Here is a 23104-nt window from a genome sequence, read left to right as displayed (position 1 = left end):
AACATGCGTCGCTTAAGCCTTGCGCGTTTTTTCCGTGCGAACGCTAGGTTCTCACCCAGCAACCGCAGCCAAAGCGCGGTCTTTATTCCAGGGCGCGTCGTAGAGACCCCAAACTGGATTGTTGATTGCCATATCCATGTCCCGGGCGAAAATCGCGAAGCCGTCATAACCGTGATACGGACCAGAATAGTCCCAGGAATGCATCTGACGGAATGGAATGCCCATTTTCTGCACCGGATATTTCTCCTTGATGCCGGATCCGACGAGATCGGGCCGAATTCCCTCAATGAATTTCTCTAGTTCGTAGCTAGTCACATCGTCGTAGATCAGCGTGCCTTCTTTTACATAATGGCCAGTACGCTGATAGTCGTCGCCATGACCGAATTCGTAGCCGGTTCCTACGATTTCCATACCGAGGTCCTCATATGCAGTGACGACGTGACGAGGACGCAATCCCCCGACGTAGAGCATCACCCGTTTGCCGGAAAGGCGCTCCCAGTATTTGTCGATTACGGCCCAAAAGAGGGGTTGGTATTTGGCTATGACCTTTTCGGCTTTTTCTTCGATCTCCGGCCCGAAGTGCTTGGCAATGTTGCGCAGCGAGGCATCAATTTGGGAGCGCCCAAAGAAATTATACTCGATCCAAGGAATGCCATATTTTTCTTCCATGTGCCTGGAGATGTAATTCATCGACCGATAGCAGTGAATGAGATTGAGTGCCGCTCTCGGCGCGCGCTCCACCTCCGCGAGAGTGGCATCTCCCGACCAGTTGCCGACCACGCGCAATCCGATCTCCTCGAGCAGGATGCGCGAGGCCCATGCATCGCCGCCAATATTATAGTCGCCTATGACATTTACGTCGTAGAGACCTGACGCGAATTTTATGTCTTTCTTGTCGAAGACCCAATCTCGAATTGCGTCGTTGGCGATGTGGTGGCCAAGCGATTGCGATACGCCACGGAAGCCTTCGCAGCGTACCGGCACAACGGTCGTCGCGTGTTCTTTGGCCTTTTTTCGCGCTACGGCCTCGATATCGTCGCCAATCAGGCCGATCGGACATTCTGATTGCAGGGTGACGCCATTGCTTAGCGGGAAAAGTTCAGCGATCTCATCAATGACCTTTTCCAGTTTCTTGTCACCACCGAAAACGATATCCTTTTCCTGAAAATCGGATGTAAATTGCATGGTCACGAACGCGTCGATGCCCGTCAGGCCGACGTAATAGTTGCGACGTTGCGACCAGGAATATTGACCGCAGCCGACAGGTCCGTGTGAAATGTGAACCATATCCTTGATTGGTCCCCAGACGACGCCTTTTGAACCGGCGTAAGCGCAGCCGCGGATCGTCATCACGCCTGGAACAGACTTGATGTTCGATTTTACCTCGCATTCGCTGGTCGCGTTTGCGTCCTTTTCGCTCGTTGCAAGGCTAAGGTGCTTACTGCGGCGCTTTGCTGCTTTGTCCGGATATTGCGACAGCACATCCGCTATAAGCTTCGCATGTAAATCACTGTCATTGGTGTATTTGAAGGTCATTGACCTAACCCCTTGGAAAATCCGACTGAAGGCACATTGGCGAAACCTCCCTCACGGGATGGCGGGCGCTTTGCGTGCCGCTGCTCGCTCGTGTCAGTGTGATCACTGGGCAGCTTTCAACTTGGCGTCCCTGGCTTGAAGTTCGGCAAGCATCTGCTCGTCGGTCTTCATGATCCCGAAATCGAGAAGCATGTCCTCAAGCTCTTCCATGGTGATGGGGGTCGGGATGGTGCCTTTACCAGAATTGTCATGTATTCTTTGGGCAAGTGTTCGGTACTCGGCCGCTTGCTGAGAGTCGGGCGCATATTGGATCACCGTCATCTTTCTAAGCTCGGCGTGTTGGACAATATTGTCACGTGGCACGAAATGGATGAGCTTAGAATTGAGTTTGGCAGCCAGCGCTTCGGCGAGGTCGATTTCGCGGTCGGTCTGACGCTCGTTACAAATGAGGCCACCCAGGCGCACGCTGCCGCCTGCAGCATATTTCAGGATGCCCCTGGCGATATTATTGGCGGCATAGAGTGCCATCATTTCGCCGGACATGACGATGTAGATTTCCTGAGCTTTGTTTTCACGGATCGGCATCGCGAAGCCGCCGCACACAACGTCACCGAGCACGTCATAAGACACGTAGTCGACATCGTTGTAGGCGCCGTTCTCTTCGAGAAAGTTGATCGACGTGATAACGCCGCGTCCCGCGCAGCCGACGCCTGGCTCCGGCCCCCCAGACTCCACGCATTTGATGCCTTTATAACCTACCTTGAGCACGTCTTCGAGTTCAAGATCTTCAACCGAACCTCTCGTTGCTGCGAGATCAAGAACCGTATCCTGGGCCTTCGAGTTCAAGATCAGGCGCGTAGAATCGGCCTTAGGGTCACAGCCGACGATGAGGATCTTCTGCCCATGGTCCACAAGGGCGGCTAGCGTATTTTGGGACGTAGTGGACTTGCCAATTCCGCCCTTTCCATAGAATGCGATCTGACGCAGAGCTGCCATGCGGCGTTCCTTCATGTGTTCGAAGCAATACGGTTATCCCGCAACGCGGATGCGGCGGCCGTTCCGCTGCCTCGCAATAGCTCTCAAGATTCGTGCCAAGCAGGTTGATTGAGCTTACGAACAATAATTTACTGCGATTCCAGTTATGTGGGCGCAAAAATGCGGGATTGAGAACAAAAACGCTTGTCACGTAACCGACAAAGGTGACGACAATGTCGAAAATAGATTGTCACCCTCTGAGAGCCAAGCAAGGTGATGAAGGTGTCTCGGTTGCTAAAGAGCTGCCGCAAGCCGCAAGGTGGGCATCTGACAGCCGACCTACTTCAGTTGTAAGAAGAAATATGCAGGCATGTTGCCGCCGGCTCATCCAGAAAGCTCGATTTTCTCGCGCGTCCGTGATGCTCATCTCAGTGTCGCAGTGGACTCGGGTTCAAGGATTAACTTCAACTTGAACGGTGTGCACCGCGTTTCTAGCGTCGATCAGCGGCTGTCCTTCCCCAAGTTCGTCCGTGCACCGACATAGCAAGATATTCTGGCCTGATGCAGGGGTCCACGGCAACTCGAACCGCTGCCAACTTCTTCCCTCGCGCGGCCCTACTGAGGCAGTCCGCCATGAGCCTCCACCGTCCACGCTAACCTCGACGCTAGAGATCTGGCGATCTCCCCAAGCCCAGCCCCATATTTTCGTTGGCATGTCCGCTGACAGCAGATCACTTGGGGACGGCGAGACGATAACGGACTCCGGGGCCACGCTCCAAACCGGCCTCGTTCCCGACGCGGTGGGGTCATTATAGAAGCGTGTCGTATAGGCGCCGCTTGCGCGCCGATCCGCAGCCGTGATCGAACCAACCCATTTTACGGAGTTTGTGCCATACCAACCTGGCACGACCAATCGAACCGGTCCTCCGCGCTCTGGAGTGAGTGGCCGACCGTTGATCTCAAATGCGAGGATAACTTCTTCTGCAAGTGCTTTGCCGATCGGCAGGTCTTTTTGATAGGCTTCTTCAACATCTGCGTATTCGCCCCACTCGAGGCCGGAAGTCCAGATGTAGGACGCATGGCTGCTGATCTTTGCGCGTTCCAGAACAAGCGACAGCGGCACACCTTTCCAAACCACATTTCCGATTCTGCGTTTAGCCACTGTCGGAGCAAGCGGACTTCCAGCGCATTCGTGAAATGACATGTACTCGCGCTGTGGCATTGCTTGAAGGTCAGGCAGATGCAATCTCGTCGGGTTACCCACGAGGCCATCGACATCCAAATGCCAACGATCGGGGTCGATCTCCAGGAACCCCATATGCGTCACCAGAAAAAGATCATCTTCAGGGGTGATCCACGATTTAAGGGCATGAACGCCATCGGCAGGGGCCTGGAAGGAGAAACCCTTCTTGGTCATGTGCATACCCGTCCGCGCCATCACCTTTACTCCGGCATGGCCACGGCCTCAGGGCTCGTTAGAGCATCCTCAGCGCGGCCTTCCAAAAATCTGATCGGGTTTCGACGCATCCGGTTCACGGTGACGTCGAAAATATCGAATCGGTTGTAACCAGCAACGACGTCGTGAAATCGTTTTGGCTCAACACAGTCGTCGAGATCGATTTGGGCATAGCCGATACCTTCGTCGGTCATTTCGTCACCAGTTGCCGCTCCAGTCGGCCCTAGGAAAAAGCTAGTGGCCCGTGGGCTCGCATCTATGATCGCTTCGATCGCAGGATCATCCAAGGCAATGGATTTGCGTGCGACTTCGTCCAGGTGCCCCGCCACGATGATCCCGAAGCACTTGGCCTCGAAGCAGTGCGCTGAGGCACGGATGCGGTTGGCTGCTCGGTTATCGTAGTTGTCGCTTTCTGTGGGGACGCGAGTGGGCCAGATCGGCGGATAGCTACTTATATGAATTTGCTCGCCCTGCGTCATCAGACTGTAGCGCGCGAGCGGATTTGTATTTTCCCCGCAAATTAAGCCGCCAATGCGACCGATTCTCGTGTTTGCGACGACCAATCCTGCGCCATCGCCCGGATCCCAAACTAGTTTTTCAAAGAAGGTTGCGACCAGTTTTCGATGGTGGATCAGGATTTGGCCGGTATCGGAAATCAGAACATTACTATTCCATAAACCGCCGACACTTGCCGGGTTGCGCTCGGAAAAACCGATTGAAACGAAAACACCGTTATCGGAGGCGGCCTTTCGCACACGCTCAATTTCCGGGCCGTCAATGTACACTGAAGCTGTCAAGAAGCGTTTGAAATGTTCGTGCGATTGAATGGGCGGGTAAAGTGCTGCCCAGACAGGGAAACCGGGAAGAAAGCTCTCCGAAAATACCACGAGCGATGCGCCGTTTCGGGCAGCCTCTGCTATCACCGAGCAAGCTTTTTCCGCGCTCGCCCCAGGATCGAGATATACGGGGGCAATATGAGCAGCCGCGGCCCAGAATTTCATGTTTCCCATCGACATTCCTCTACTGATCAAGGCTCGCCATCAGCCATCTCGACTAGCTCGGCAAAAGCAGGTTCAAGATCGCCGTTTTGCCGTTAGACCGATTTCAATGCGTGCTCCAAGCGGCAGGCTGGCGCAGCCGATTGTGGTGCGGGCCGGGTAGGGCGATGAAAAACGCGTGGCGTAAATCTCATTCATCTGGCCAAAGTCACCCATGTCGGTGAGATAGACATTGACGGATACGACATCATCCGACCCCAGGCCCGCTGCCTCAAGGACTTGAAACAGGTTATCGAAACACTGGCGTGTCTGGTCGGCTACATTTCCGTCGACAAGTTTGCCGGTGCCGGGGTCTAGCGGTGTCTGGCCGGAGCAGAACAGAAGATCGCCGGCCCATGTCGCGTGCGAATACGGTCCCACTGCCGCCGCGTTTGAAGCATTCACAGTTCGTCTGGACATGCGTTCTCCCAAGGTAGGTTCAAGTAGTGCAACCTGCTGGCGATCAGCGTTTCCGCAAGATATTTTACTTCACTGCACACCACACATACAGCGGCACAGCATGTTTGAGACTATCAAAACGAATTTGCGAGCCAACCCGAATAGGATGCACTACCCTGTGCAAAAATAGACGGAGGTAGCATGGCGACTGCAATCGATCATCTTGATTGGGACGATCTCAAACTCTTCCTCATCGTCGTCCGGTGCAAGAGCATGACCGCCGCCGCTCGCGAACTAAAAATCAGCCACTCCACCGTATCTCGTCGACTTGCTCGCCTGGAATATACGGTTGGCAGTGCACTTGTCGAACGGACCAAAGATGGACTTCTGCTGACATCGGCCGGCCTGGTTACAATGCGGCGAGCGGAGGAAATCGAGAACGGCGTGAATGCTCTTCGCAGCGACGTAAGCAATCGTGACGAAATACGCGGCACAGTCAGATTAGCCACCATGGAAGGCATCGCAACGCTTTATCTCTCCGAGCGCCTCGTTGAACTCAGTAGCCGGCACCCTGATCTTGACCTCGAGCTTGTAACATCGCCGCAAACGGTTCGGGTCGCTCGCCGGGAAGCGGATTTGTTCCTAAGCTTCTTCAAGCCCCATGGAACTTCTCTCGACAGTCAGTTGATCGGACGTTTCAAGACTGGCTTATTCGCTTCGCAGGCTTATCTTGAGCGCAATGGAGTTCCCTCTCAGGCGGCGGATCTTAGCGAGCACCGCTTTGTTGGCTATATCGAGGAGCTGATTCAGCTTGAAAGCGTGCTTTGGCTAGAGGAACTCGTACCCACCCCAAAAATTGCGTTCAGCTCAAATAGCATGATGTCGCAGATGTTCGCGGCGTCTGCGGGCGCTGGAATCGTAGCGCTTCCCGAATTCGCACTCAGTCTAAACCTGGGTCTCGTTCCAGTGCTCGACGAACTGAGCGGCGAGCGCGAGATCTGGATGTCAGCACACCAGGATCTAGCTTATCTTTCAAGAGTGAGAGCCGTAAAGCAATTCGTGAAAGAGCTGGTTCGTCGAGACGAACAACGCCTTCTGAGAAACTCACCTTGGTCTTCGTGAAGTTTCGCAAATCGGACTGCGCGGAGCGCTCTGGCTGGCTGAATTGGCGGACGCTTACGCCCCGTCGCTCAATTCTGCACATCGGGTTGCGAACTTGTCAGCTTCCGTGACAACGCCGATTGCGTCAACAAGATTGACGCTCGATCAAAGGAAGGAATCCCTCATGTCGCAAATCAGCCGCGACGCTCGCAAGACTTTGGACCTTCTTCGCTGGCGTGCCGAAACGCCCGGCACAAAAAACAGAAACCACCTTAACAATGCTGGGGCCGCGCTGATGCCGAGCCCGGTTATTGAAGCGGTGGTCGGGTACCTAAGCCGGGAGGGGGAGATCGGCGGATACGAAGCTGCAGCTGAGTCCAACTCTCTACTGGAGGGGACATATGACAGCTTGGCCACCTTCGTAAACTGTGGCCGCGACGAGATTGCGATAGCTGAAAATGCGACGATCGCCTGGCAACGCGCCTTCTACTCCCTCTCTTTCGGACCTGGAGACCGGATCCTGACGGCAAGTGCCGAATTTGCAGCCAACTACATCGCCTTTCTGCAGGTTGCCAAGCGCACCGGCGTATCGATCGAAGTCATTCCGAATGACGCTTCTGGGGTCCTCGATCCGGACGCACTGGCGAAAATGATCGATGATCGCGTTCGGTTGATAGCAGTTACCTGGATCCCGACCAACGGCGGGCTTATCAATCCAGCAGCAGCGATCGGTCGAATAGCCCGAAAAAACGGCATCCTCTATCTTCTCGACGCATGCCAGGCTGCGGGTCAAATCCCGATCGATGTCAACGCGCTCGGGTGCGACATCCTGACTGCTACTGGCAGGAAGTTTCTCCGAGCGCCACGGGGAACGGGATTCATGTACATGCGTAAATCACTCCTGGATAAGATTGAGCCAGTGATGATCGACCTCTATGGCGCGCCCTGGACTGGTCCGGATCGATACGAATTGCGACCTGATGCCGGGCGTTTTGAAACATGGGAGAAGAACTATTCGGTTCGTCTCGGCCTGCGGGCAGCAGTGGACTACGCGCTCGACATTGGGCTCGAAAATATCGAAGAGCGCTGCAATCACCTTTCGTCAAAGCTTCGCGAAGGCCTGCGGGGGATACGAGCCGTGTCCGTGCATGATCTCGGGAAACCCCTTGCTTCCATCATCTCATTCACTGTCAACGACTGGGACTCGTCATCCGTCATGGCTTATCTGACTGGCAAGGGAATCAACGTCTCAGTTTCCCCTCCTTCCAGCACACCCGTCGACGCCTGTACGCGACAACTCCCGCCCGTGGTGCGGGCGTCGCCACATTATTACAATACCGAGGAAGAGATCGATGCGTTCCTGGAGGCGATTGCTGGTATTGCCTCATAGCTGAGTTGCTCGCCTGACGAATGAGCGGATCTTTTCAAAAGGCAAAGCAGTTGATGCGACCTTCTGTTCGCACGTGTTAAGCGGATCATGCCAACGCCGCCCTGATGTGACCTTGCCCCGTTGAAATAATCCATTTTGAAGTAAGCTCTGGCCCATTGAGAGGACCAGAGGATGAAGCGCAATCGTTTCACAGACGAACAGATCATCGCATATTGAAGGAGCACGAGGCAGGCACGCCGGTCTCGGAGCTTTGCCGCAAGCATGGCGTCAGCGATGCTAGCATCTATAAATGGAAGGCCAAGTTCGGCGGCATGGAGGTGTCCGAGGCCAAGCGGCTGAAGACGCTTGAGGACGAGAACACGAAGCTGAAACGGCTCCTGGCGGATGCGATGCTCGACAATGCTGCCTTGAAAGACCTTTTGGGAAAGAAGTGGTGACGCCCGCGGCCAAGCGGAAAGCTGTCGCGCATCTGATGAGCCATCATGAGATGAGCGAACGGCGGGCGTGTAAAGCCATTGGTTTTGCCGAATGACGGTCCGTTACGAGACCAGGCGCGATAATGATCATGAGCTTCGCGAGCGAATGAAGGCGTTGGCGCATGAACGTCGCCGCTTCGGATATCGACGCATTCATGTGCTGCTCCGGCGGGAGGGTCACCTCGTGAACCACAAGAGGCTCTTCCGGCTCTATCGGGAGGAGAACTGACGGTGCGCAAGCGCGGCGGTCGCAAGCGAGCGATAGGCACTCGAGCGCCGATGCTGGTGCCGATGGTGGCCAATGATCGTTGGTCGCTAGACTTCGTGTCGGATCAGTTCACCGATGGGCGCAGATTGCGGATTCTGACCGTCGTCGATGATTGCACGAGGGAGTGCCTGGCGCTCGTCGCCGATACATCGCTTTCCGGTCTTCGCGTCGCACGGGAGCTTGACCGGATTATCGAGGAGCGCGGCAAGCCGAGGATGATCGTCAGCGACAACGGCAGCGAGTTCACCAGCAACGCGATCCTGCAATGGGCGGACCGGACCAAGGTTGACTGGCATTACATTGCGCCTGGCAAGCCTATCCAGAACGCTTTTATCGAAAGCTTCAACGGGCGGCTGCGAGACGAGTTCTTGAATGAAACTCTGTTCTCGTCGCTTGCTCAGGCCCGGTCTGCGCTTTCAAACTGGCGTAGCGATTACAACGATCAACGCCCACATTCAGGCGTTGGCTGGCTGACACCGGCCGAATTCGCTCAGACACTCAACCCGCGACGTGATGCGGTGCTGCGCAGCCGAAATGGCTCCGCACCGCAACCCGCCGCTACCGAACCAACAACAGCAACCAAAAACCGCTGGAGCGAACTAAAAACTGGATAAAACTTCGGGGCAAGGTCACCAGCAGCGAAATCGATGCACTCATGCCGTGGAGCTACACAGCCTGAACGGCCTCAGCTTGTCGCTTACATACGGTCTTACCATTCATCGTCTTTGAGGCCAACTTCATCTCATTCTTTGGCTTGGATGGGGTCTTTCCACGGCCCGCAGGGCTGGGAGAAGCCTCTGCGATACTACAACCGTAACACCATATCGGTTTGGCCGATCACGCATTCCTGCTAACTCATAGGCTAGAGAAACGACTTAGGAGCCGAGCAATGGATCGCGATAACAAACGGACACGCGCAAATGCAAGTTCACCCGGCCGCCTAGGGGGGGCCGAGGAACGCCGCGACCTCCTTGATCTTCCACAGGGACCAATGTCCAATGTTGCAGAACAGTTAGTAACCTCGAATCCGCGCGATACAGCACTCAATCTTCGAAACTTCAAATCGCTCGCGAAGGAAACGCTAAGTGCTGTTCGGGTAGCCGAACAGGGGAAAGAAACTGCCCTCACGACATTTGAAAGGCGGAACAAACAGCTCGGACAATCCGCCATCGAGCTGGCCGACAAATTGACGGACGGACTGGGGTTCGACTCGGATGCTGTAGCTTTGTTAAAAGTCCAAGCGGCCGGCAATGTAGCCCATTATATAGACCCAGCCAAGCAAACTGCTCTTGTTAATCGCATTAGCAACATGGAGCCAACGGATCAAGCTACTGGAGTTTTGTTGGTATCGCATAACTTCAGTAAGTTTGATGACAACAATAAATCTCGTATCTTTGAGCTGGCCCGCGAATTGGCTGCTGATCCTCATCTGCATCACGAGAGCAAAGCGAATGCACACAATGCTATTTTTGTCGCTTATCACGACTTAGACGCAAATCAAAGGGCCCAGGCCCACTCGCTTCCCGCCATCAGTGCCTCACTGCAGCACATTCAACCGCCGAGGCATGTAGCAGAGGAACGGAGTGCGAATTTGGATGAGCACATAAGAAGTATTGAGAAGTCAGTCCGTGATACGGTGGGCCCGCAAACGTCAACTGAACAGCTGCAGCGAGCTGGTAAAATCGCGCAGTCCATAAGCCACGCTTACAATCACGCCCGAGACGACCTGAGGCCTTCCTCCAGAAGTCGAGATGCAGCGGGAAGCAGAGATCGCACGGGCCGTTGAGGTCTTGAAAATGGAATATTGACGCTTTCTACCGCCGGACCGTCGTGCTCGATGATACAATGCAGCGACATAGGTCGCAGCATGTAGCGGAGGGCATCACGTCGAAAGTATGCTTGATAACGCTAAGGAATAAACAGCGAAAAGCGTGCAGATAGCGGCTTGAAACTTGTGATTTTGTGGTGGAATTCCGCTATTGGTTCGTCGTTTGGAAGAGTCATTCGTTTCGATAGAATCTTGTTTCACTTCGAATGATGTGTGATCGAACGCCTTCATCACCCTGCCTCAAACTGAACGCCACTGCGCGTGCGAAACTGCGATGCCTTCATCGTCTTCCGTTCCTTTCCAGCCAGGAAAATCCACCGGAAAACTCTAACCAACTGGTCGAGTTTGAAGGCTTCAGTTCAATTTTTGTTAGTCCGTCCTTCAATGGCCGGACCTCTAATCCATCCTCGATGAAGCGGCGCACCCGACGATTTCCTTCTTTTTAGGTGCCGCCGCGATCCGCTGGCAAATCGCCTGATGTGCGTTCGATTCATCTTGTTGCGTGCCATTTTAGCATCGAAGAAATCTATGGTGGACCGATGATACCAAACAAAACAAAGCTCTTGAATATAGCACTGAGTACGGTGTGTTCACTGGCCGTAGGTTTTTGTGCTGCAAGTGTGTACTCAACATTTGGTTACGGGTTTAGCGGTCATGCTTTGATGACTTTCGATGTGTTCGCTTTTTGGTACAAGTCGCCGTTCTTTCTTGGATACACAACCCTATTGTTTTATCAGGGTTTGGCCGTCATCATTTCAACGTCGGGAATCGTTTTGCTAGCGCAGCAGGTCTTGTGCCAACGCAAGCACGACCATCACGGGACGGCGCGTTGGGCTCAGGTGGGTGAGATGCGACGGGCCGGTTATTTCCAGCGGTACAACTGCCTCAGTGGCCCAGTGTTCGGAAAGACTGGCGGCCCATTCTGGTCTGACTATTATCTGACCAACGGCGCGCAGCCCCACAGCCTTATTGTTGCCCCTACCCGAGCGGGAAAAGGCGTGGGCGTTGTCATTCCAACACTGCTAACGTTCAAAGGCTCAATTATAGCCCTAGATGTCAAGGGCGAGTTGTTTGAGCTCACGTCCAGGGCGCGCAGAACTTGTGGGGACGATGTGTTCAAATTTGCCCCGCTAGACCCAGAACGGCGGACGAGCTGTTACAATCCTTTATTAGATATCACGGCGTTACCTTCAGAGCGGCAGTTCACCGAAGCGCGTCGCTTGGCCGCAAATCTTATCACAGCCAAAGGAGAGGGCGCGGAAGGATTTATCAACGGCGCACGGGATCTATTTGTCGCTGGCATTCTTGCTTGTATCGAGCGTGGTACGCCAACTATTGGCGCTGTGTACGATCTCTTTGCTCAACCGGGGGAGAAATATCAGCTCCTCGGGCGCCTCGCGGAGGAGACTAGGAACAAAGAAGCTCAGCGGATTTTCAATGATATGGCAGGCAACGATACAAAAATCCTCACCTCCTACACCTCTGTTATGGGTGACGGCGGCCTCAACTTGTGGGCGGACCCCTTGGTTAAAGCGGCGACGAGCCGTTCTGACTTCTCAATTTATGATCTCCGCCGTCGGAGGACTTGTCTTTATCTTTGTGTTAGCCCGAACGATCTAGAGGTTGTCGCACCACTTATGCGCCTCCTCTTCCAGCAGATCGTTTCTGTTTTGCAACGATCATTGCCAGACAAGAACGAGAAGCACGAGGTGCTATTCCTTCTCGATGAATTCAAGCACCTCGGAAAACTCGACACAATTGAGACAGCAATCACGACAATAGCTGGCTACAAGGGCCATTTTATGTTCATAATCCAGAGCCTCTCAGCGTTGTCGGGAACGTACGACGAGGCCGGCAAGCAAAACTTCCTTAGCAATACGGGCGTGCAAGTCTTCATGGCAACTGCTGATGACGAGACACCTGTTTATATTTCGAAAGCGATTGGTGAATATACGTTTGTAGCGCGCTCCACCTCCTATAGCCAAGGGAGGATGTTCGATCGTAATATTCAAAATTCGAGCCAAGGTGCTCCTCTATTACGGCCTGAGCAGGTGCGGCTGCTCGATGACGACGACCAGATCGTTCTCATAAAGGGTCACCCGCCATTGAGGCTGAGAAAAGTCCGGTATTACTCCGATCGCGCACTGAAGCGCATCTTCGAGAGCCAGACGGGTCCACTTCCGGAGCCTGCGCCTTGGGCGGACGTAGAAGAAGACACAGTCGCGCGGGCTTAATTCTAATCGCCACTTTTAAACGAATGGGTTCTGCGAGACACGACGCCTGTCCTCGTAAAGACCACGGTTAAGAGCGCCATTGTCACCGTAATGAATGTCCACATCAGCGTCGAACACATAGCCTGCCCCCCGGGCTGTTTTGATTAGACGAGGGTTCGCGGGATCTGCTTCAAGCTTTCGACGCAGGCGCAAAATGAGGACATCGACGCTTCGGTCATACACCTCTTCTCCACGGACTCGGCTCGCACGCAGAATCTGTTCTCTCGTTAACACGTCACGCGGCTGTTCCAGAAAAGCGACCAAAAGATTGAATTCCCCCGGGGTAAGTTTGACCTCGCCGCTTTTTTTTGACATTAGCCGACGCTGTCTGAGGTTCAATGTCCATCCCAAAAAATTAAAGGAACGTCGATCTTTTGCCCCTGGACTGAAAGTCCGGCGACGCATTGCCGCGCGAATTCGGGCTAGGAATTCACGCATTCCAAACGGCTTTGAAACAAAGTCAGTTGCCCCGAGCTCCAGTGCAACAACCTTTTCTGCTTCCTCAAGGCGATCACCGCTAATCACGATGATGGGAATTCCCCATTTTGTTGTCAGGTTGCGTATGATCTCCAATCCGTCTTCACGACCCAGATTAAGCTCAAGAACCACAAGATCAACCGGCTCACACGCGAGCACGCGATTCAGCTGCCTACTATCGCTGACTGCGGTTGACCTGAAGGCGTGTGAAGTCAGATATTCAACAATAAGATGCCGCATAGCGGCGTCGTCATCAAAGACAAGAACGTGCTTCAACAGCGTACCTTTCAATTATATCAAACTTAAGGTGGGTACCGGACCACCGTCTGGTATTCAGTCCCTCAGTGCAGTTAGGTAACTCCCGGCACGCTGATGAGGTGACCCGAAAGTTCGCAATCGAGAGAAAGACCCTTACTGGCGATCCATCGCAGACACGTGCCCAGCGCCCGTCTACTTAATTCGGGATGAACGCCTTGGCGACTTGGCTATGAGTTGGTCTTCCAGTGCTTTTCTCAAAACCATCTTGCTTTGTTCATTCATAAGAACTCGAGCACTGGTTGAAACGAGCGAATGATAGCATCCGTGTGGAGATAATGGGGTTACAGGCGATATCAACCAGCTCTGAAGCATCCTACCTCGTTGACTCCTAGCGGCATCAGTTTGCCGACTTCGGCCCTTCTAATGGATAACATATATTTGTAAAATTGATAATTTGGATGGCGTTCATCGAGAACATGGATACTTGAGTGAAGAGCCTTAAAATGGTCTAGGTGTTTAGTCCCCGAATTGATGGATTGGCTTGAGGCTGAAGTTTTTCGGCTCTGAAGTCCATTGTCTACAGATGAATTCGTATGGCGTGAGGCTTTTGAGGGTCTTCAAGCGGCGGCCGAAATTGTAGGCGGCGAGGAAGTCGGTGAGATGCCGGGTGAGTTGGTCGTGACTGTCGTAAAGATAGCGTTAGACGGTGGCTTCCTTGATTGTCCGGTTCATTCTTTCGACCTGACCGTTGGTCCAGGGGTGATTGGGTTTGGTCAGTCGGTGTTCGATGCCATGTGTTCGGCATGTACGATCGAACATATGCATGCGCAGCCTTGCCGTGGGTGCATTGCGGCGAGAAGGCAGATCGCAAAACTGGATAAAACTTGGGGGCAAGGTCACGTTGTCCGTCAGGACGGTATGAATTTTGTAGGGGACGGCCTCGACCAGGGCCTTCAGGAAAGCCGCAGCGGTATGGATGTTGGCGCTTTCCTCGAGGTGGGCGAAGCGAATTTGGATGTCCGATCAATGGCAACGAAGAGCTGGAGCTTGCCTTCGGCAGTCTGAACCTGGGCAATATCGATGTGAAAGTAGCCGATAGGGTAGGCTTTGAATTTCTTCTTCGCCGGCTTGTCACCGTCGATATCGATCAGGCGACTGATGCCATGTCGCTGAAGGCATCGATGCAGCGACGATCGTGTAAGGTGAGGAATCGTTGCCTGCAGACTGTAGAGGCAGTCGTCTAGCGGCAACAGCGTATGCCGGCGGAAGGCGATGATGATCGCTTCATCTTCGGTCGACAGAACAGTGGACTTCGGCTCTTTCGGCCCAGTCGGAAGATCGGCGATCGAAGTCCGTTTCTTCCACTTGGCGACCGTCTTCTGATTGATCGTAAGCGACAAGCTGACCCCATCTGGCGTCGGTAGGGTTGGCCGCTGTATTGCGGACAGACGATTCACAAACTGTGAGCTTCTATGTCTGCGCCTAGCTCTGGAACTAGAAACTTCCATATGATCGAGGCTGTTCCGGAACGGCTTGAGGGCGCCCCACGGCAAGTTCGGCGCCGTTGGTCCGATGATTTTAAAGCGCGGGCTGTGGCTGAGGCAATGGAGCCCGGCGCAAGCGTCTCGGCCATTGCGCATCGCATCGGCATCCATCCCTCGCAGCTATTTGGCTGGCGTCGTGATGCTCGTGACGGACAACGATCCTCCTCGCAAGATCGGGCTGGTCAGACAGGGACCAGGACGATTAGCACACGTGCGATGATCGAGCTTGTCATCGGCGACGTCGTTATCCGGGCCGACGCAGATATCGGCGAAGCACACCTGCAGCGGGATCCGAGCGGTGCGGTCGGCATGATCCCGTCCGGCGTGAAGGTCTTTCTTGCGAGCCATCCCATCGACTTCCGAAATTATGTGAAGCGTGCAGTTATGTGGAGTCCGCCGCGGCAATTGCTTGCCGCTTGCGGTGTTTGAGAGTGGGATTACTCGACATAATTTGTCGATCGTCCGATGGACTTCAGCATCGCGAGCAGCTTGTCGGGAGCAGCAAAGCGACCCGGCTTGAGCGACGGCGGCGCCATCGCGGCAAGCGCCTCCAGTTTTTCGGTTGGATCGGCCCGCAGATAGATTTCCGTGCTTTGCAGGCTGGCGTGACCGAGCCAGAGTGACACCTTGCGTACATCGCGGGTCGCTTTCAGGGTGTGCATGGCGCAGGTATGGCGCAACACATGTGGGGTAATGCGTTTATCGGCGAGAGATGGGAGCTTCTGCGCCGCGGTAGCGGCGTGCTTGGCGAGGATATATTCGAATCCGGCCCGGGTCATCGCGCGTCTCACGGCATTGAGGAAGAGTTCGGCGTCGCCACTCGCCGGGCGGACTGCCAGCCAGGCCTTCAACGCCGCCGTGGTCTCTTTCCACAAGGGCAACACACGTTCGCGGCGTCCCTTACCCATGACGTGGATGCTGGTGACCGTCTGGCGGTCAATCTGGTCGAGGCGGATGCTGACGAGCTCGGAGACGCGCAGCCCTGCAGCGAAGGCCAGATGCAGCATCGCTCGATCGCGAATGCCGGATACCTGACGCGGGTTCGGTGCATCAAGCAAAGCCTGCATCTCGTCGCGGCTGAGATGGCTGACGAGCGCCTCGTCGACCTTCTTCATCGGGATCGCCCGAACCCGGCGCGCCTGATCCAGACAGGAAGGGAGCCGGTACTCGAGGAAGCGGAAGAAGGCTTTGATGGCAGCAAGACGGGCGTTGCGGGTGCGCGCCGAGTTGCCGCGCTCCCTCTCAATGTGCTCCAAAAACGCAAGGAGGAGCGGTGGATCGAGTTGCTCGATCTCGATGCGGGACGGGGTGGTCCTCAACCGGCTAGCGGCGAAGCACAGCAGCAGTTGGAAGCTGTAGGCGTAAGCCTCGCAGGTGTGTGGGCTTGCCCGCCGCTCTTGCGGCAGGTGTTCTCGTAGAAAGGTGGTGAGATGCGGAGCCAGCGCGGTCATGTGACGGCTCCTTGATGCAAGGCCTCGCCAGCCGCTGCGATCTGCCTCAACAGGTGTCAGTGACGTGGGCATGGCCGAGGTAGGTGCTGAGGGCGACGATATGGCGGCCGACGGCATGGTGATCGTGCTGGCATTGCTCGAGGGAGCGCACGGCGAATGTGTGCCGCAGATCGTGAATGCGGGGGCCCGTTTGCCCGGGCTCTTCCCGCACACCGAGCGATCGTGCGAGGCGGAGGAAGACAGCAATCACGGTACTGTAGGCCGGCGGGGCGCCCGTAGCGGAAACGAACAGCATGCTGTTCAAGGTTCCGAGCCGACGACGCGCCAACAAATACTTGTCCAGAGCGTCCCGCGTCGTGTCGTGGAGCGGCAGCAAGCGGCTCTTCTGGAACTTGGTTTGTCGGATAACCAGCCCATTGTGTTTCGGCGTGCAAATTTGACCCCCTTGGCGGGGTAATCGGCGTCCAATTTTGACCCCCCTCAGATTTCATCTGACCATCCGGCTTTTGACGGCGGATGGAGCGGGAGTTGAAGCGAGTGGATACGATTGCGCGTGTTCGACGGGCCTTCCATGTGCAGGGCTGGTCGGTGAAGAAGATCGTCCGGGAACTCCATGTGTCGCGCAACACGGTTCGCAAGATACTGCGCTCCGACGAGACCGATTTTTCCTATGAACGCGAGCGACAACCGCTGCCAAGGATCGGAGCCTGGAAGGCCGAGATCGAGCGGTTTCTGACGGCCAATGAGGGCAAGCCGTCGCGTGAACGGCTAACGCTGATCCGGATTTACGAGGAGGTTCGGGCACTCGGCTACGATGGCAGTTATGACGCGATCCGGCGATATGCCAAGACCTGGGCGAAGAACCGGGGAGCCGTGACGGCGGAAGCCTATGTGCCCCTCTATTACGCGCCAGGCGAAGCCTACCAGTTCGACTGGAGCCACGAGATCATTCTGGTCAACGGGGTGACTACGACCGTGAAGGTCGCGCATGTCCGGCTCTGCCACAGCCGGATGATGTTCGCCCGAGCCTATATGCGTGAGAGCCAGGAGATGGTGTTCGATGCCCATGACAAGGCCTTCGCCTTCTTCCGTGGCACCTGCACGCGCGGCATCTACGATAACATGAAGACTGCGGTCGAGGCGGTGTTCGTCGGCAAGGAGCGACAATACAATCGCCGCTTCCTGCAGATGTGCAGCCACTATCTGGTCCAACCCGTTGCCTGCACGCCCGCATCCGGATGGGAGAAGGGACAGGTCGAGAACCAGGTCGGTCTCGTGCGCGAGCGCTTCTTCACTCCACGCCTACGGGTCAAAAGCCTGGAGGAGCTGAACGTCTGGCTGCTCGACAAATGCATCGCCTACGCCAAGGCACACCGCCATCCCGAACAGACCGAGCGGATGATCTGGCAGATGTTCGAGGAGGAGCGCGGCAGCCTGGTGCATTACGTTGGACCGTTCGATGGCTTCCACTGCGTTCCCGCCTCTGTGTCGAAGACCTGCACAGTCCGCTTCGACAACAACAAATACTCCGTCCTCTCGACTGCGGTCGGCCGCCCTGTTGAGGGTGCTTTGCGCAACGGTGCGCCATTCCGGGAATGGGTCTTACCCGCAGCGATGGAGAAAGTGCGCCGGCGGCTGAAGAGCGTCCATGATGGTGATCGGCAAATGGTCACCCATCCTCGGCTGTGTTCCCACCGATGGGTTAGCGGCTGTCGATGCTGCCTGCCAGGAGGCTTTGGATCAAGGCGTCTGTTCAGCCTCGGTGATCATCAACATTCTGGCCCGCAGCCGTGATCCGGCTCCGGCCGCAACCCTGCAAACCCCGGATGCGCTGCGGCTGACCCATGAACCGCGGTCGCCGACTGCGCACGCTATGACAGCCTCAGGAGGGCAAGCTGATGGAACGCACGCAAGTTCTCGAACTCATGAGCACGCTGAAGCTCTATGGAATGCGCAGCGCCTACGACGAGATCATGGGCAACGGCATCAAACGGCAGCACGAACCGCCGCGCATCGTCGGCGATCTCTTGCAATCGGAGATCGCCGAGAAGCAGGCACGCTCCATTCGCTACCAGCTCAGCATCGCCAAGCTGCCGCTCGCAAAGGACATCGACGACTTCGACTTCGCCGATACGCCTGTCAATGAATCCCTGGTGCGGGAGATGGCCACCGGCACCTTCGTCGCCGATCAGCGCAATGTCGTTCTCGTCGGCGGCACGGGAACCGGGAAGAGCCATCTGGCCATCGCGATTGCCCGTGCTCTCATCCGCAACGGAACGCGCGGCCGCTTCTTCAACGTCGTCGATCTGGTCAATCGATTGGAAACGGAAACGCGCAGCGGCAAGCAAGGGCGGACGGCCGACTATCTCAACCGTCTCGACTTCATCATCCTCGACGAACTCGGCTATCTGCCATTTGCCCAGGCAGGCGGTCAGCTCCTGTTCCATCTGATCAGCAGGCTCTACGAGCGCACGTCGATCATCGTCACCACGAACCTGGCGTTCGGCGAATGGCCGACGGTGTTCGGCGACGCCAAAATGACGACGGCACTTCTGGACCGTCTGACCCATCATTGCGAGATTGTCGAAACCGGAAACGAGTCCTGGCGCTTCAAGAACCGCTCTCAAAGCTAAAGCCGAAGACGATCATCACCCGCACTTGGCCTACCCTCTGCAACCCCGGCCAGCGCCGGGCAGGCCAAGCGCTGATTCACCCCGTCAAGGGGTCAAAATTGGATGCCGATAAGGGGTGAATTTTGGATGCTGATTGACAGCCCATCGGCGGTCACGTCCTCAAATCGAAGCGCGAGGGCTTCGGAAATGCGCATTCCGGTGGCGGCCAGCAATCCGAACAGGGTCTCGTACATCAGCGGCCGGATCGTGTCTGACGGCTTCAATTGTGCGGCCGCCTGCAACAACGCGGTGATCTCATCCCGGGTATAGATGTGCGGGATCCGCCGCTTGAGCAGGTTGCGCCCCAGGGCTTCGGCGGAAGGAATCTGATGGCGCAGGTCCTCGGCTGCTAGCACCAACGCAAAGCGGCGGACCGTCACCAGCCGGTTGCGGCGCTGCTGTGGGGATGGCGCAAGCATCGCCCATTCAAGTACACGAGTGACTTCAATGTGCCGATCGCCATGCTTCTCGGCGAAGGTGACGAAGCTCCTCAAAAGCGTGTGCTGGACGCGGAACTTGAAGCCCACCGTGCGCTGGAGTTCCACATATCGCGAGAGATCCTGGCTCAGCATGACGCACTCCCCGGCCAAGGCTGGGCGATCTGGAGCAGCATGTCGATGTCCACCTTCGCATAGTGGGCAGTCGTGTCGACCGATCGATGGCGAAGCACGGTCCCGATCATATCCAGCGTGGCGCCGGCCCGAAGCATGCTGGTCGCCGCGGAGTGTCGCAGGAGATTGGCGCCTCGGGAGGGAGCGTTGTCGATACCCGCCCTTACAAGCGCAAGCTTGACGATGCTAGAGACAGTCGCGCTCGCCAACGGCCGATGCGGCGCGACAGCCCGCAGGAAGATCTGCTCGCAGGCGGCGGGCGGACGGGCCTCGCGTAGATAGTCGATAATCGCTTCACCGACGTCCTGGGGCAGCGGAAGCCGGATCTCGCGGCGGCCCTTGCCGCGCACACATAAAGTGCCCTCTCGCCAGTCGATGTCTTCAAGGCACATGCTCGAAACGTCGCCGGCGCGCAGACCGAGACGTGCCAGCAGCAGCAGAACCGCGTGATCGCGGATGCCGATCGGTGTCGTGACGTCGCACGACGCAACCACCCGATCAACGTCGGCGGTGGAGATGTAGAGCGGCAAGGCCGATAACCGCCATTGCGGGACCGTCGGTATGGCCTGATCAAGCCCCGGTTGGCACAAACCCTGGGTAGCCAGATACTTGAGGTAGCCTCGCAACGCCATCGTCATCGTCTTGAGGTTGGCGCGCGAACTTCGCTGGGCCTCGTCAAGAATCACCTGCCGAACAAGACGGGCATCGTACAGCTTTGGATCAGGACCGAGGCCGGCAAGCAGCCGCATGACCATACGGCCGTGGCGACGGACGGTGCGCTCGGATATCCCCCGATGCCGTCTCAGCCAAGTCTGGAAAGCAACAATTTGGACCTCGTGAAGGTCCACACCCGGCAGCTCATGTGTCGACGGCGTCACCGCCCCGTATTCCACCAGGAAACCAATGAACCGGCGCGCGCGATTTACATATTTGGCCGACAGACGATCGGCTTGCCGGCTGCCAGGGCAACGGCATCGGTGCTGCGCAAAGCGGCGAACGACATCGTCGTCAATCCCCGTGATGGCAATCTTCGTGCTCTGTAGCCACTGTCCGAAATGACGGGCCGAAGCTTCGTAGCCTGACACCGTCAGGCGGGTATGTCCCAAGTTCAACAATCGGCTCGTGAACGCCTCCAGGAACGGACGCAATTTGCCTGGGTCCATCAGTTGCGTGCATTCTGGTAGAACTTCCGTCGATTTTGGCACGGGTGGTCTCCTCTCGATGACAAAAAGAACGTCTCGAGACGACAACAATTATGCCGAGTGGGGAAGGCTCATGAGCGATCTAAGCTATTGGACAAAAACGAGGAAGCAGCTCGAGCCGCGGCGGACTCCACATAACTGCACGCTTCACATAATTTCGGTTATGCGGGGCTCCGCATAACCGCAAGAGGCCGGACAGCTTGCTTTCGCTGGTACGGGATGCCGGCAGTGATCCGTTCAACGGTGCACTTTATGTCTTTCGGGCCAAGAGAGCAGACCGAGTCAAGATCGTGTGGTGGGATGGCTCCGGCGTTTGCCTCTATGCGAAGCGGCTGGAAAAAGCCCAGTTCTGCTGGCCCCGGATCGGCCATCATCGCGTCCAGCTCAATCATGCCCAGCTTCTGGCTTTAGTCGACGGAATGGACTGGAAGCGGGTTCGATCCACGCCGGTGAAGCCTCCCGAGATTGTTGGGTAAAACCGCTGCGGCGAAGTGAATCAGGTCCCTGAAAGCATGGGCGGAGCGCGGCAAAATATGCTCTGATCATACCCATGACGCGGCCCGAGATTGAGCTCCCGGATGATGTAGAGGCTCTCAAAGCCATGGTTCTTGCCATGGCCGCAAAAGCAGCCCGCGTCGAGGCTTTGGAGAAGCAGGTTGACGATCTAGAGGCCCGCAACGCGGACGCCGATGAGCGCATCGAGCGGCTGACGCAGATCCTGAAGGCTTTCGATCGCGCCCGATTTGGCCGACGCTCGGAAAGGCTTGCATCATCCACCGTCGATGACGAGCAGCATGCCTTTGTCTTCGAAGAGATCGAGACCGGCATTGCGACGATCAAGGCTCAGGTCACGAAAGGCCGCGGTAGCGCGGACAGCAAACGCGCTCCGCGGCCACGCAAGGGCTTTGCGCCTCATCTTGAGCGCGTCGAGGTCGTGATCGAACCGGAAGAGCTTCCAGAACATGCAGGTAAGACCAAAATCCTGATTGGAGAAGACGTCTCCGAGCGGCTGGATGTCGTGGCAGCGAAGTTCCGTGTCATCGTCACCCGCCGGCCGAAGTATGCCTTTGGGAACGAGGATGGTGTCGTCCAGGCGGCGGCTCCGGCACATATCATCGAAGGTGGCATTCCGACGGAAGCGCTTCTGGCCCAGATCGCCGTTTCCAAATATGCCGACGGGCTGCCACTCTATCGCCAGGAAGCCATCTACGCACGCGACAAGGTCGAACTCGACCGCAAGCTGATGGCTCAATGGATGGGCAAGCTGGGGTTCGAGCTCAATATCCTCGCCGACTACATCCTCGATGAGATCAAGAAGGCCGAACGGATCTTTGCCGACGAAACGACCTTGCCCACACTTGCTCCTGGTTCCGGATCAGCGAAGACGGCATGGCTATGGGCGTATGCCAGGGATGACCGGACTTTTGGGGGCAGCGGTCCACCGATGGTAGCCTATCGCTTCGAGGACAGTCGAGCCACCGAGTGTGTCGCACGACACCTGAGCGGCTATCGTGGAATCCTGCAGGTCGATGGATATGCCGCTTATAACAAGCTCGTCCGGAAAGATGGAGGCAATGACAGCGCCATCCTGGCCGGCTGTTGGTCGCACAGCCGGAGAAAGTTCTACGAGTTGCATGTCGCAAAGAGCTCGAAAATCGCTACAGACACCGTCGAGCGTATGGCGAGGTTATGGGAGATCGAGGAGCGTGTGCGCGGCCAAAGCCCTGAAGCTCGTGTCGCTGCACGCCAGGAGATCTCCGCAGCGACCGTCCGTGACCTCTTCACTCTCTGGCAGGCGACCCTGCCGCGGGTCTCTGGAAAATCCAAACTCGCCGAAGCTCTGCGGTATGCCATCTCGCGTCGAGACATCTTCGAGCGCTTCCTGACCGACGGCCGCATCGAACTCGACTCCAACATAGTCGAGCGAGCAATCAGACCCCAAGCGATCACGAGAAAAAATAGTCTATTCGCTGGAAGCGACGGTGGTGGCCGGACTTGGGCGACCATCGCGACGCTCCTGCAAACGGCAAAGATGAATGCCGTCGATCCGCAAGCTTGGTTGACCCAGACGCTTGAGCGCCTGGCGAATGGATGGCCCAGCAGTGAAATCGACGCGCTCATGCCATGGAACTACGCCGCCTGAACGGCCC

17 protein-coding genes and 5 pseudogenes are annotated in these 23104 nt (G+C 56.3%); 11 read left to right on the top strand and 11 right to left on the bottom strand.

Annotated features, from left to right (window positions below; all coding sequences use genetic code 11):
- Window positions 1-51: 51 nt before the first annotated feature.
- The 5 genes from nifD to HFO99_RS23985 form a co-directional block, all read right to left on the bottom strand.
- Window positions 52-1536 carry a nitrogenase molybdenum-iron protein alpha chain gene (nifD, locus tag HFO99_RS24005; protein WP_221951628.1) on the bottom strand — a complete coding sequence of 495 codons (1485 nt, stop codon included), beginning with the start codon at window positions 1534-1536 and terminating at the stop codon, window positions 52-54.
- Window positions 1537-1638: 102 nt separating this feature from the next.
- Entirely contained in the window at window positions 1639-2532 is an 894-nt protein-coding gene (nifH, locus tag HFO99_RS24000) for a nitrogenase iron protein (protein ID WP_105009837.1), read from the bottom strand.
- Window positions 2533-2962: 430 nt separating this feature from the next.
- A complete protein-coding gene (locus HFO99_RS23995) occupies window positions 2963-3949 on the bottom strand; it encodes a molybdopterin-dependent oxidoreductase (RefSeq protein WP_222364001.1) in 987 nt (328 codons plus the stop codon).
- Between the two features lie 5 nt (window positions 3950-3954).
- Complete coding sequence (locus HFO99_RS23990) at window positions 3955-4977, bottom strand: carbon-nitrogen hydrolase family protein (RefSeq protein WP_222363997.1); 1023 nt, start codon at window positions 4975-4977, stop codon at window positions 3955-3957.
- Between the two features lie 63 nt (window positions 4978-5040).
- Window positions 5041-5424 carry a RidA family protein gene (locus HFO99_RS23985; RefSeq protein ID WP_222035192.1) on the bottom strand — a complete coding sequence of 128 codons (384 nt, stop codon included), beginning with the start codon at window positions 5422-5424 and terminating at the stop codon, window positions 5041-5043.
- A 180-nt stretch (window positions 5425-5604) separates the two neighbouring features.
- On the opposite strand from HFO99_RS23985, the gene HFO99_RS23980 reads away from it, so the two are divergent.
- The 5 genes and pseudogenes from HFO99_RS23980 (at window position 5605) to virD4 (ending at window position 12700) form a co-directional block, all read left to right on the top strand.
- Window positions 5605-6525, top strand: a complete 921-nt coding sequence (locus HFO99_RS23980; RefSeq protein WP_168346169.1) for a LysR family transcriptional regulator — start codon at window positions 5605-5607, stop codon at window positions 6523-6525.
- Between the two features lie 163 nt (window positions 6526-6688).
- Window positions 6689-7894 (top strand): aminotransferase class V-fold PLP-dependent enzyme, encoded by a 1206-nt coding sequence (locus tag HFO99_RS23975; protein ID WP_222277275.1) that lies wholly within the window; start codon window positions 6689-6691, stop codon window positions 7892-7894.
- A 171-nt stretch (window positions 7895-8065) separates the two neighbouring features.
- Window positions 8066-9252 (top strand): annotated as a pseudogene (locus HFO99_RS23970) (IS3 family transposase).
- A gap of 275 nt (window positions 9253-9527) precedes the next feature.
- The gene (locus tag HFO99_RS23965) at window positions 9528-10424 is read left to right on the top strand and encodes a hypothetical protein (RefSeq protein ID WP_222035471.1); all 897 of its coding nucleotides are present in this window, start codon (window positions 9528-9530) and stop codon (window positions 10422-10424) included.
- Window positions 10425-11005: 581 nt separating this feature from the next.
- A complete protein-coding gene (gene virD4 / locus HFO99_RS23960) occupies window positions 11006-12700 on the top strand; it encodes a type IV secretion system ATPase VirD4 (RefSeq protein WP_222363996.1) in 1695 nt (564 codons plus the stop codon).
- 15 nt (window positions 12701-12715) lie between these two features.
- Here the strand turns inward: virD4 and HFO99_RS23955 are convergent, their stop codons facing one another.
- The gene (locus HFO99_RS23955) at window positions 12716-13492 is read right to left on the bottom strand and encodes a winged helix-turn-helix domain-containing protein (RefSeq protein ID WP_222275782.1); all 777 of its coding nucleotides are present in this window, start codon (window positions 13490-13492) and stop codon (window positions 12716-12718) included.
- 490 nt (window positions 13493-13982) lie between these two features.
- A pseudogene (locus tag HFO99_RS23950) lies at window positions 13983-14982 on the bottom strand (IS481 family transposase).
- Here HFO99_RS23950 and HFO99_RS33985 point away from each other — a divergent pair.
- A pseudogene (locus tag HFO99_RS33985) lies at window positions 14947-15135 on the top strand (transposase); the annotation flags it as partial. The pseudogenes HFO99_RS23950 and HFO99_RS33985 sit on opposite strands and share 36 nt — an antisense overlap.
- Before the next feature lie 99 nt (window positions 15136-15234).
- On the top strand, window positions 15235-15447 hold the full coding sequence (locus HFO99_RS33585; RefSeq protein ID WP_261323301.1) for a hypothetical protein: 213 nt from the start codon (window positions 15235-15237) through the stop codon (window positions 15445-15447).
- A gap of 8 nt (window positions 15448-15455) precedes the next feature.
- On the opposite strand, the gene HFO99_RS23940 is transcribed toward HFO99_RS33585, so the two are convergent.
- Together HFO99_RS23940 and HFO99_RS23935 are read right to left on the bottom strand one after the other, a co-directional pair.
- Window positions 15456-16469, bottom strand: coding sequence for a tyrosine-type recombinase/integrase (locus HFO99_RS23940; protein WP_064697614.1), 1014 nt, complete (start codon window positions 16467-16469; stop codon window positions 15456-15458).
- 46 nt (window positions 16470-16515) lie between these two features.
- A complete protein-coding gene (locus HFO99_RS23935; RefSeq protein ID WP_261323300.1) occupies window positions 16516-16845 on the bottom strand; it encodes a hypothetical protein in 330 nt (109 codons plus the stop codon).
- A 152-nt stretch (window positions 16846-16997) separates the two neighbouring features.
- Here HFO99_RS23935 and istA point away from each other — a divergent pair.
- Window positions 16998-18368: pseudogene (istA, locus tag HFO99_RS23930) on the top strand (IS21 family transposase).
- Window positions 18368-19102 carry an IS21-like element helper ATPase IstB gene (istB, locus tag HFO99_RS23925; protein ID WP_222363994.1) on the top strand — a complete coding sequence of 245 codons (735 nt, stop codon included), beginning with the start codon at window positions 18368-18370 and terminating at the stop codon, window positions 19100-19102. The pseudogene istA and the gene istB overlap by 1 nt, the downstream one beginning before the upstream one ends.
- 92 nt (window positions 19103-19194) lie before the next feature.
- On the opposite strand, the gene HFO99_RS23920 is transcribed toward istB, so the two are convergent.
- Window positions 19195-19713: a tyrosine-type recombinase/integrase gene (locus HFO99_RS23920; protein WP_261323299.1), complete on the bottom strand. Its 519-nt coding sequence runs from the start codon at window positions 19711-19713 to the stop codon at window positions 19195-19197.
- Window positions 19707-20957 (bottom strand): tyrosine-type recombinase/integrase, encoded by a 1251-nt coding sequence (locus HFO99_RS23915; protein ID WP_222363993.1) that lies wholly within the window; start codon window positions 20955-20957, stop codon window positions 19707-19709. The genes HFO99_RS23920 and HFO99_RS23915 overlap by 7 nt, the downstream gene beginning before the upstream one ends.
- Before the next feature lie 191 nt (window positions 20958-21148).
- On the opposite strand from HFO99_RS23915, the pseudogene tnpB reads away from it, so the two are divergent.
- Both tnpB and HFO99_RS23905 read left to right on the top strand, forming a co-directional pair.
- Window positions 21149-21430: pseudogene (gene tnpB / locus HFO99_RS23910) on the top strand (IS66 family insertion sequence element accessory protein TnpB); the annotation flags it as partial.
- Between the two features lie 74 nt (window positions 21431-21504).
- A complete protein-coding gene (locus HFO99_RS23905) occupies window positions 21505-23097 on the top strand; it encodes an IS66-like element ISRle3 family transposase (RefSeq protein WP_222363992.1) in 1593 nt (530 codons plus the stop codon).
- The last annotated feature ends 7 nt before the right edge of the window (window positions 23098-23104 follow it).

The sequence above is a fragment of the Rhizobium leguminosarum genome, assembly GCF_019798305.1.
Lineage (GTDB): Bacteria > Pseudomonadota > Alphaproteobacteria > Rhizobiales > Rhizobiaceae > Rhizobium > Rhizobium leguminosarum_U.
This window is presented reverse-complemented; position numbering and strand designations above follow the sequence as displayed.

Excerpts from the sequence above, each read along its gene's own strand:
- nifD (WP_221951628.1), bottom strand. The coding sequence starts at position 1,536 with ATGACCTTCAAATACACCAATGACAGTGATTTACATGCGAAGCTTATA.
- nifH (WP_105009837.1), bottom strand. The coding sequence starts at position 2,532 with ATGGCAGCTCTGCGTCAGATCGCATTCTATGGAAAGGGCGGAATTGGC.
- HFO99_RS23995 (WP_222364001.1), bottom strand. The coding sequence starts at position 3,949 with ATGGCGCGGACGGGTATGCACATGACCAAGAAGGGTTTCTCCTTCCAG.
- HFO99_RS23990 (WP_222363997.1), bottom strand. The coding sequence starts at position 4,977 with ATGGGAAACATGAAATTCTGGGCCGCGGCTGCTCATATTGCCCCCGTA.
- HFO99_RS23985 (WP_222035192.1), bottom strand. The coding sequence starts at position 5,424 with ATGTCCAGACGAACTGTGAATGCTTCAAACGCGGCGGCAGTGGGACCG.
- HFO99_RS23980 (WP_168346169.1), top strand. The coding sequence starts at position 5,605 with ATGGCGACTGCAATCGATCATCTTGATTGGGACGATCTCAAACTCTTC.
- HFO99_RS23975 (WP_222277275.1), top strand. The coding sequence starts at position 6,689 with ATGTCGCAAATCAGCCGCGACGCTCGCAAGACTTTGGACCTTCTTCGC.
- HFO99_RS23965 (WP_222035471.1), top strand. The coding sequence starts at position 9,528 with ATGGATCGCGATAACAAACGGACACGCGCAAATGCAAGTTCACCCGGC.
- virD4 (WP_222363996.1), top strand. The coding sequence starts at position 11,006 with ATGATACCAAACAAAACAAAGCTCTTGAATATAGCACTGAGTACGGTG.
- HFO99_RS33585 (WP_261323301.1), top strand. The coding sequence starts at position 15,235 with ATGATCGAGCTTGTCATCGGCGACGTCGTTATCCGGGCCGACGCAGAT.
- HFO99_RS23940 (WP_064697614.1), bottom strand. The coding sequence starts at position 16,469 with ATGACCGCGCTGGCTCCGCATCTCACCACCTTTCTACGAGAACACCTG.
- istB (WP_222363994.1), top strand. The coding sequence starts at position 18,368 with ATGGAACGCACGCAAGTTCTCGAACTCATGAGCACGCTGAAGCTCTAT.
- HFO99_RS23920 (WP_261323299.1), bottom strand. The coding sequence starts at position 19,713 with ATGCTGAGCCAGGATCTCTCGCGATATGTGGAACTCCAGCGCACGGTG.
- HFO99_RS23905 (WP_222363992.1), top strand. The coding sequence starts at position 21,505 with ATGACGCGGCCCGAGATTGAGCTCCCGGATGATGTAGAGGCTCTCAAA.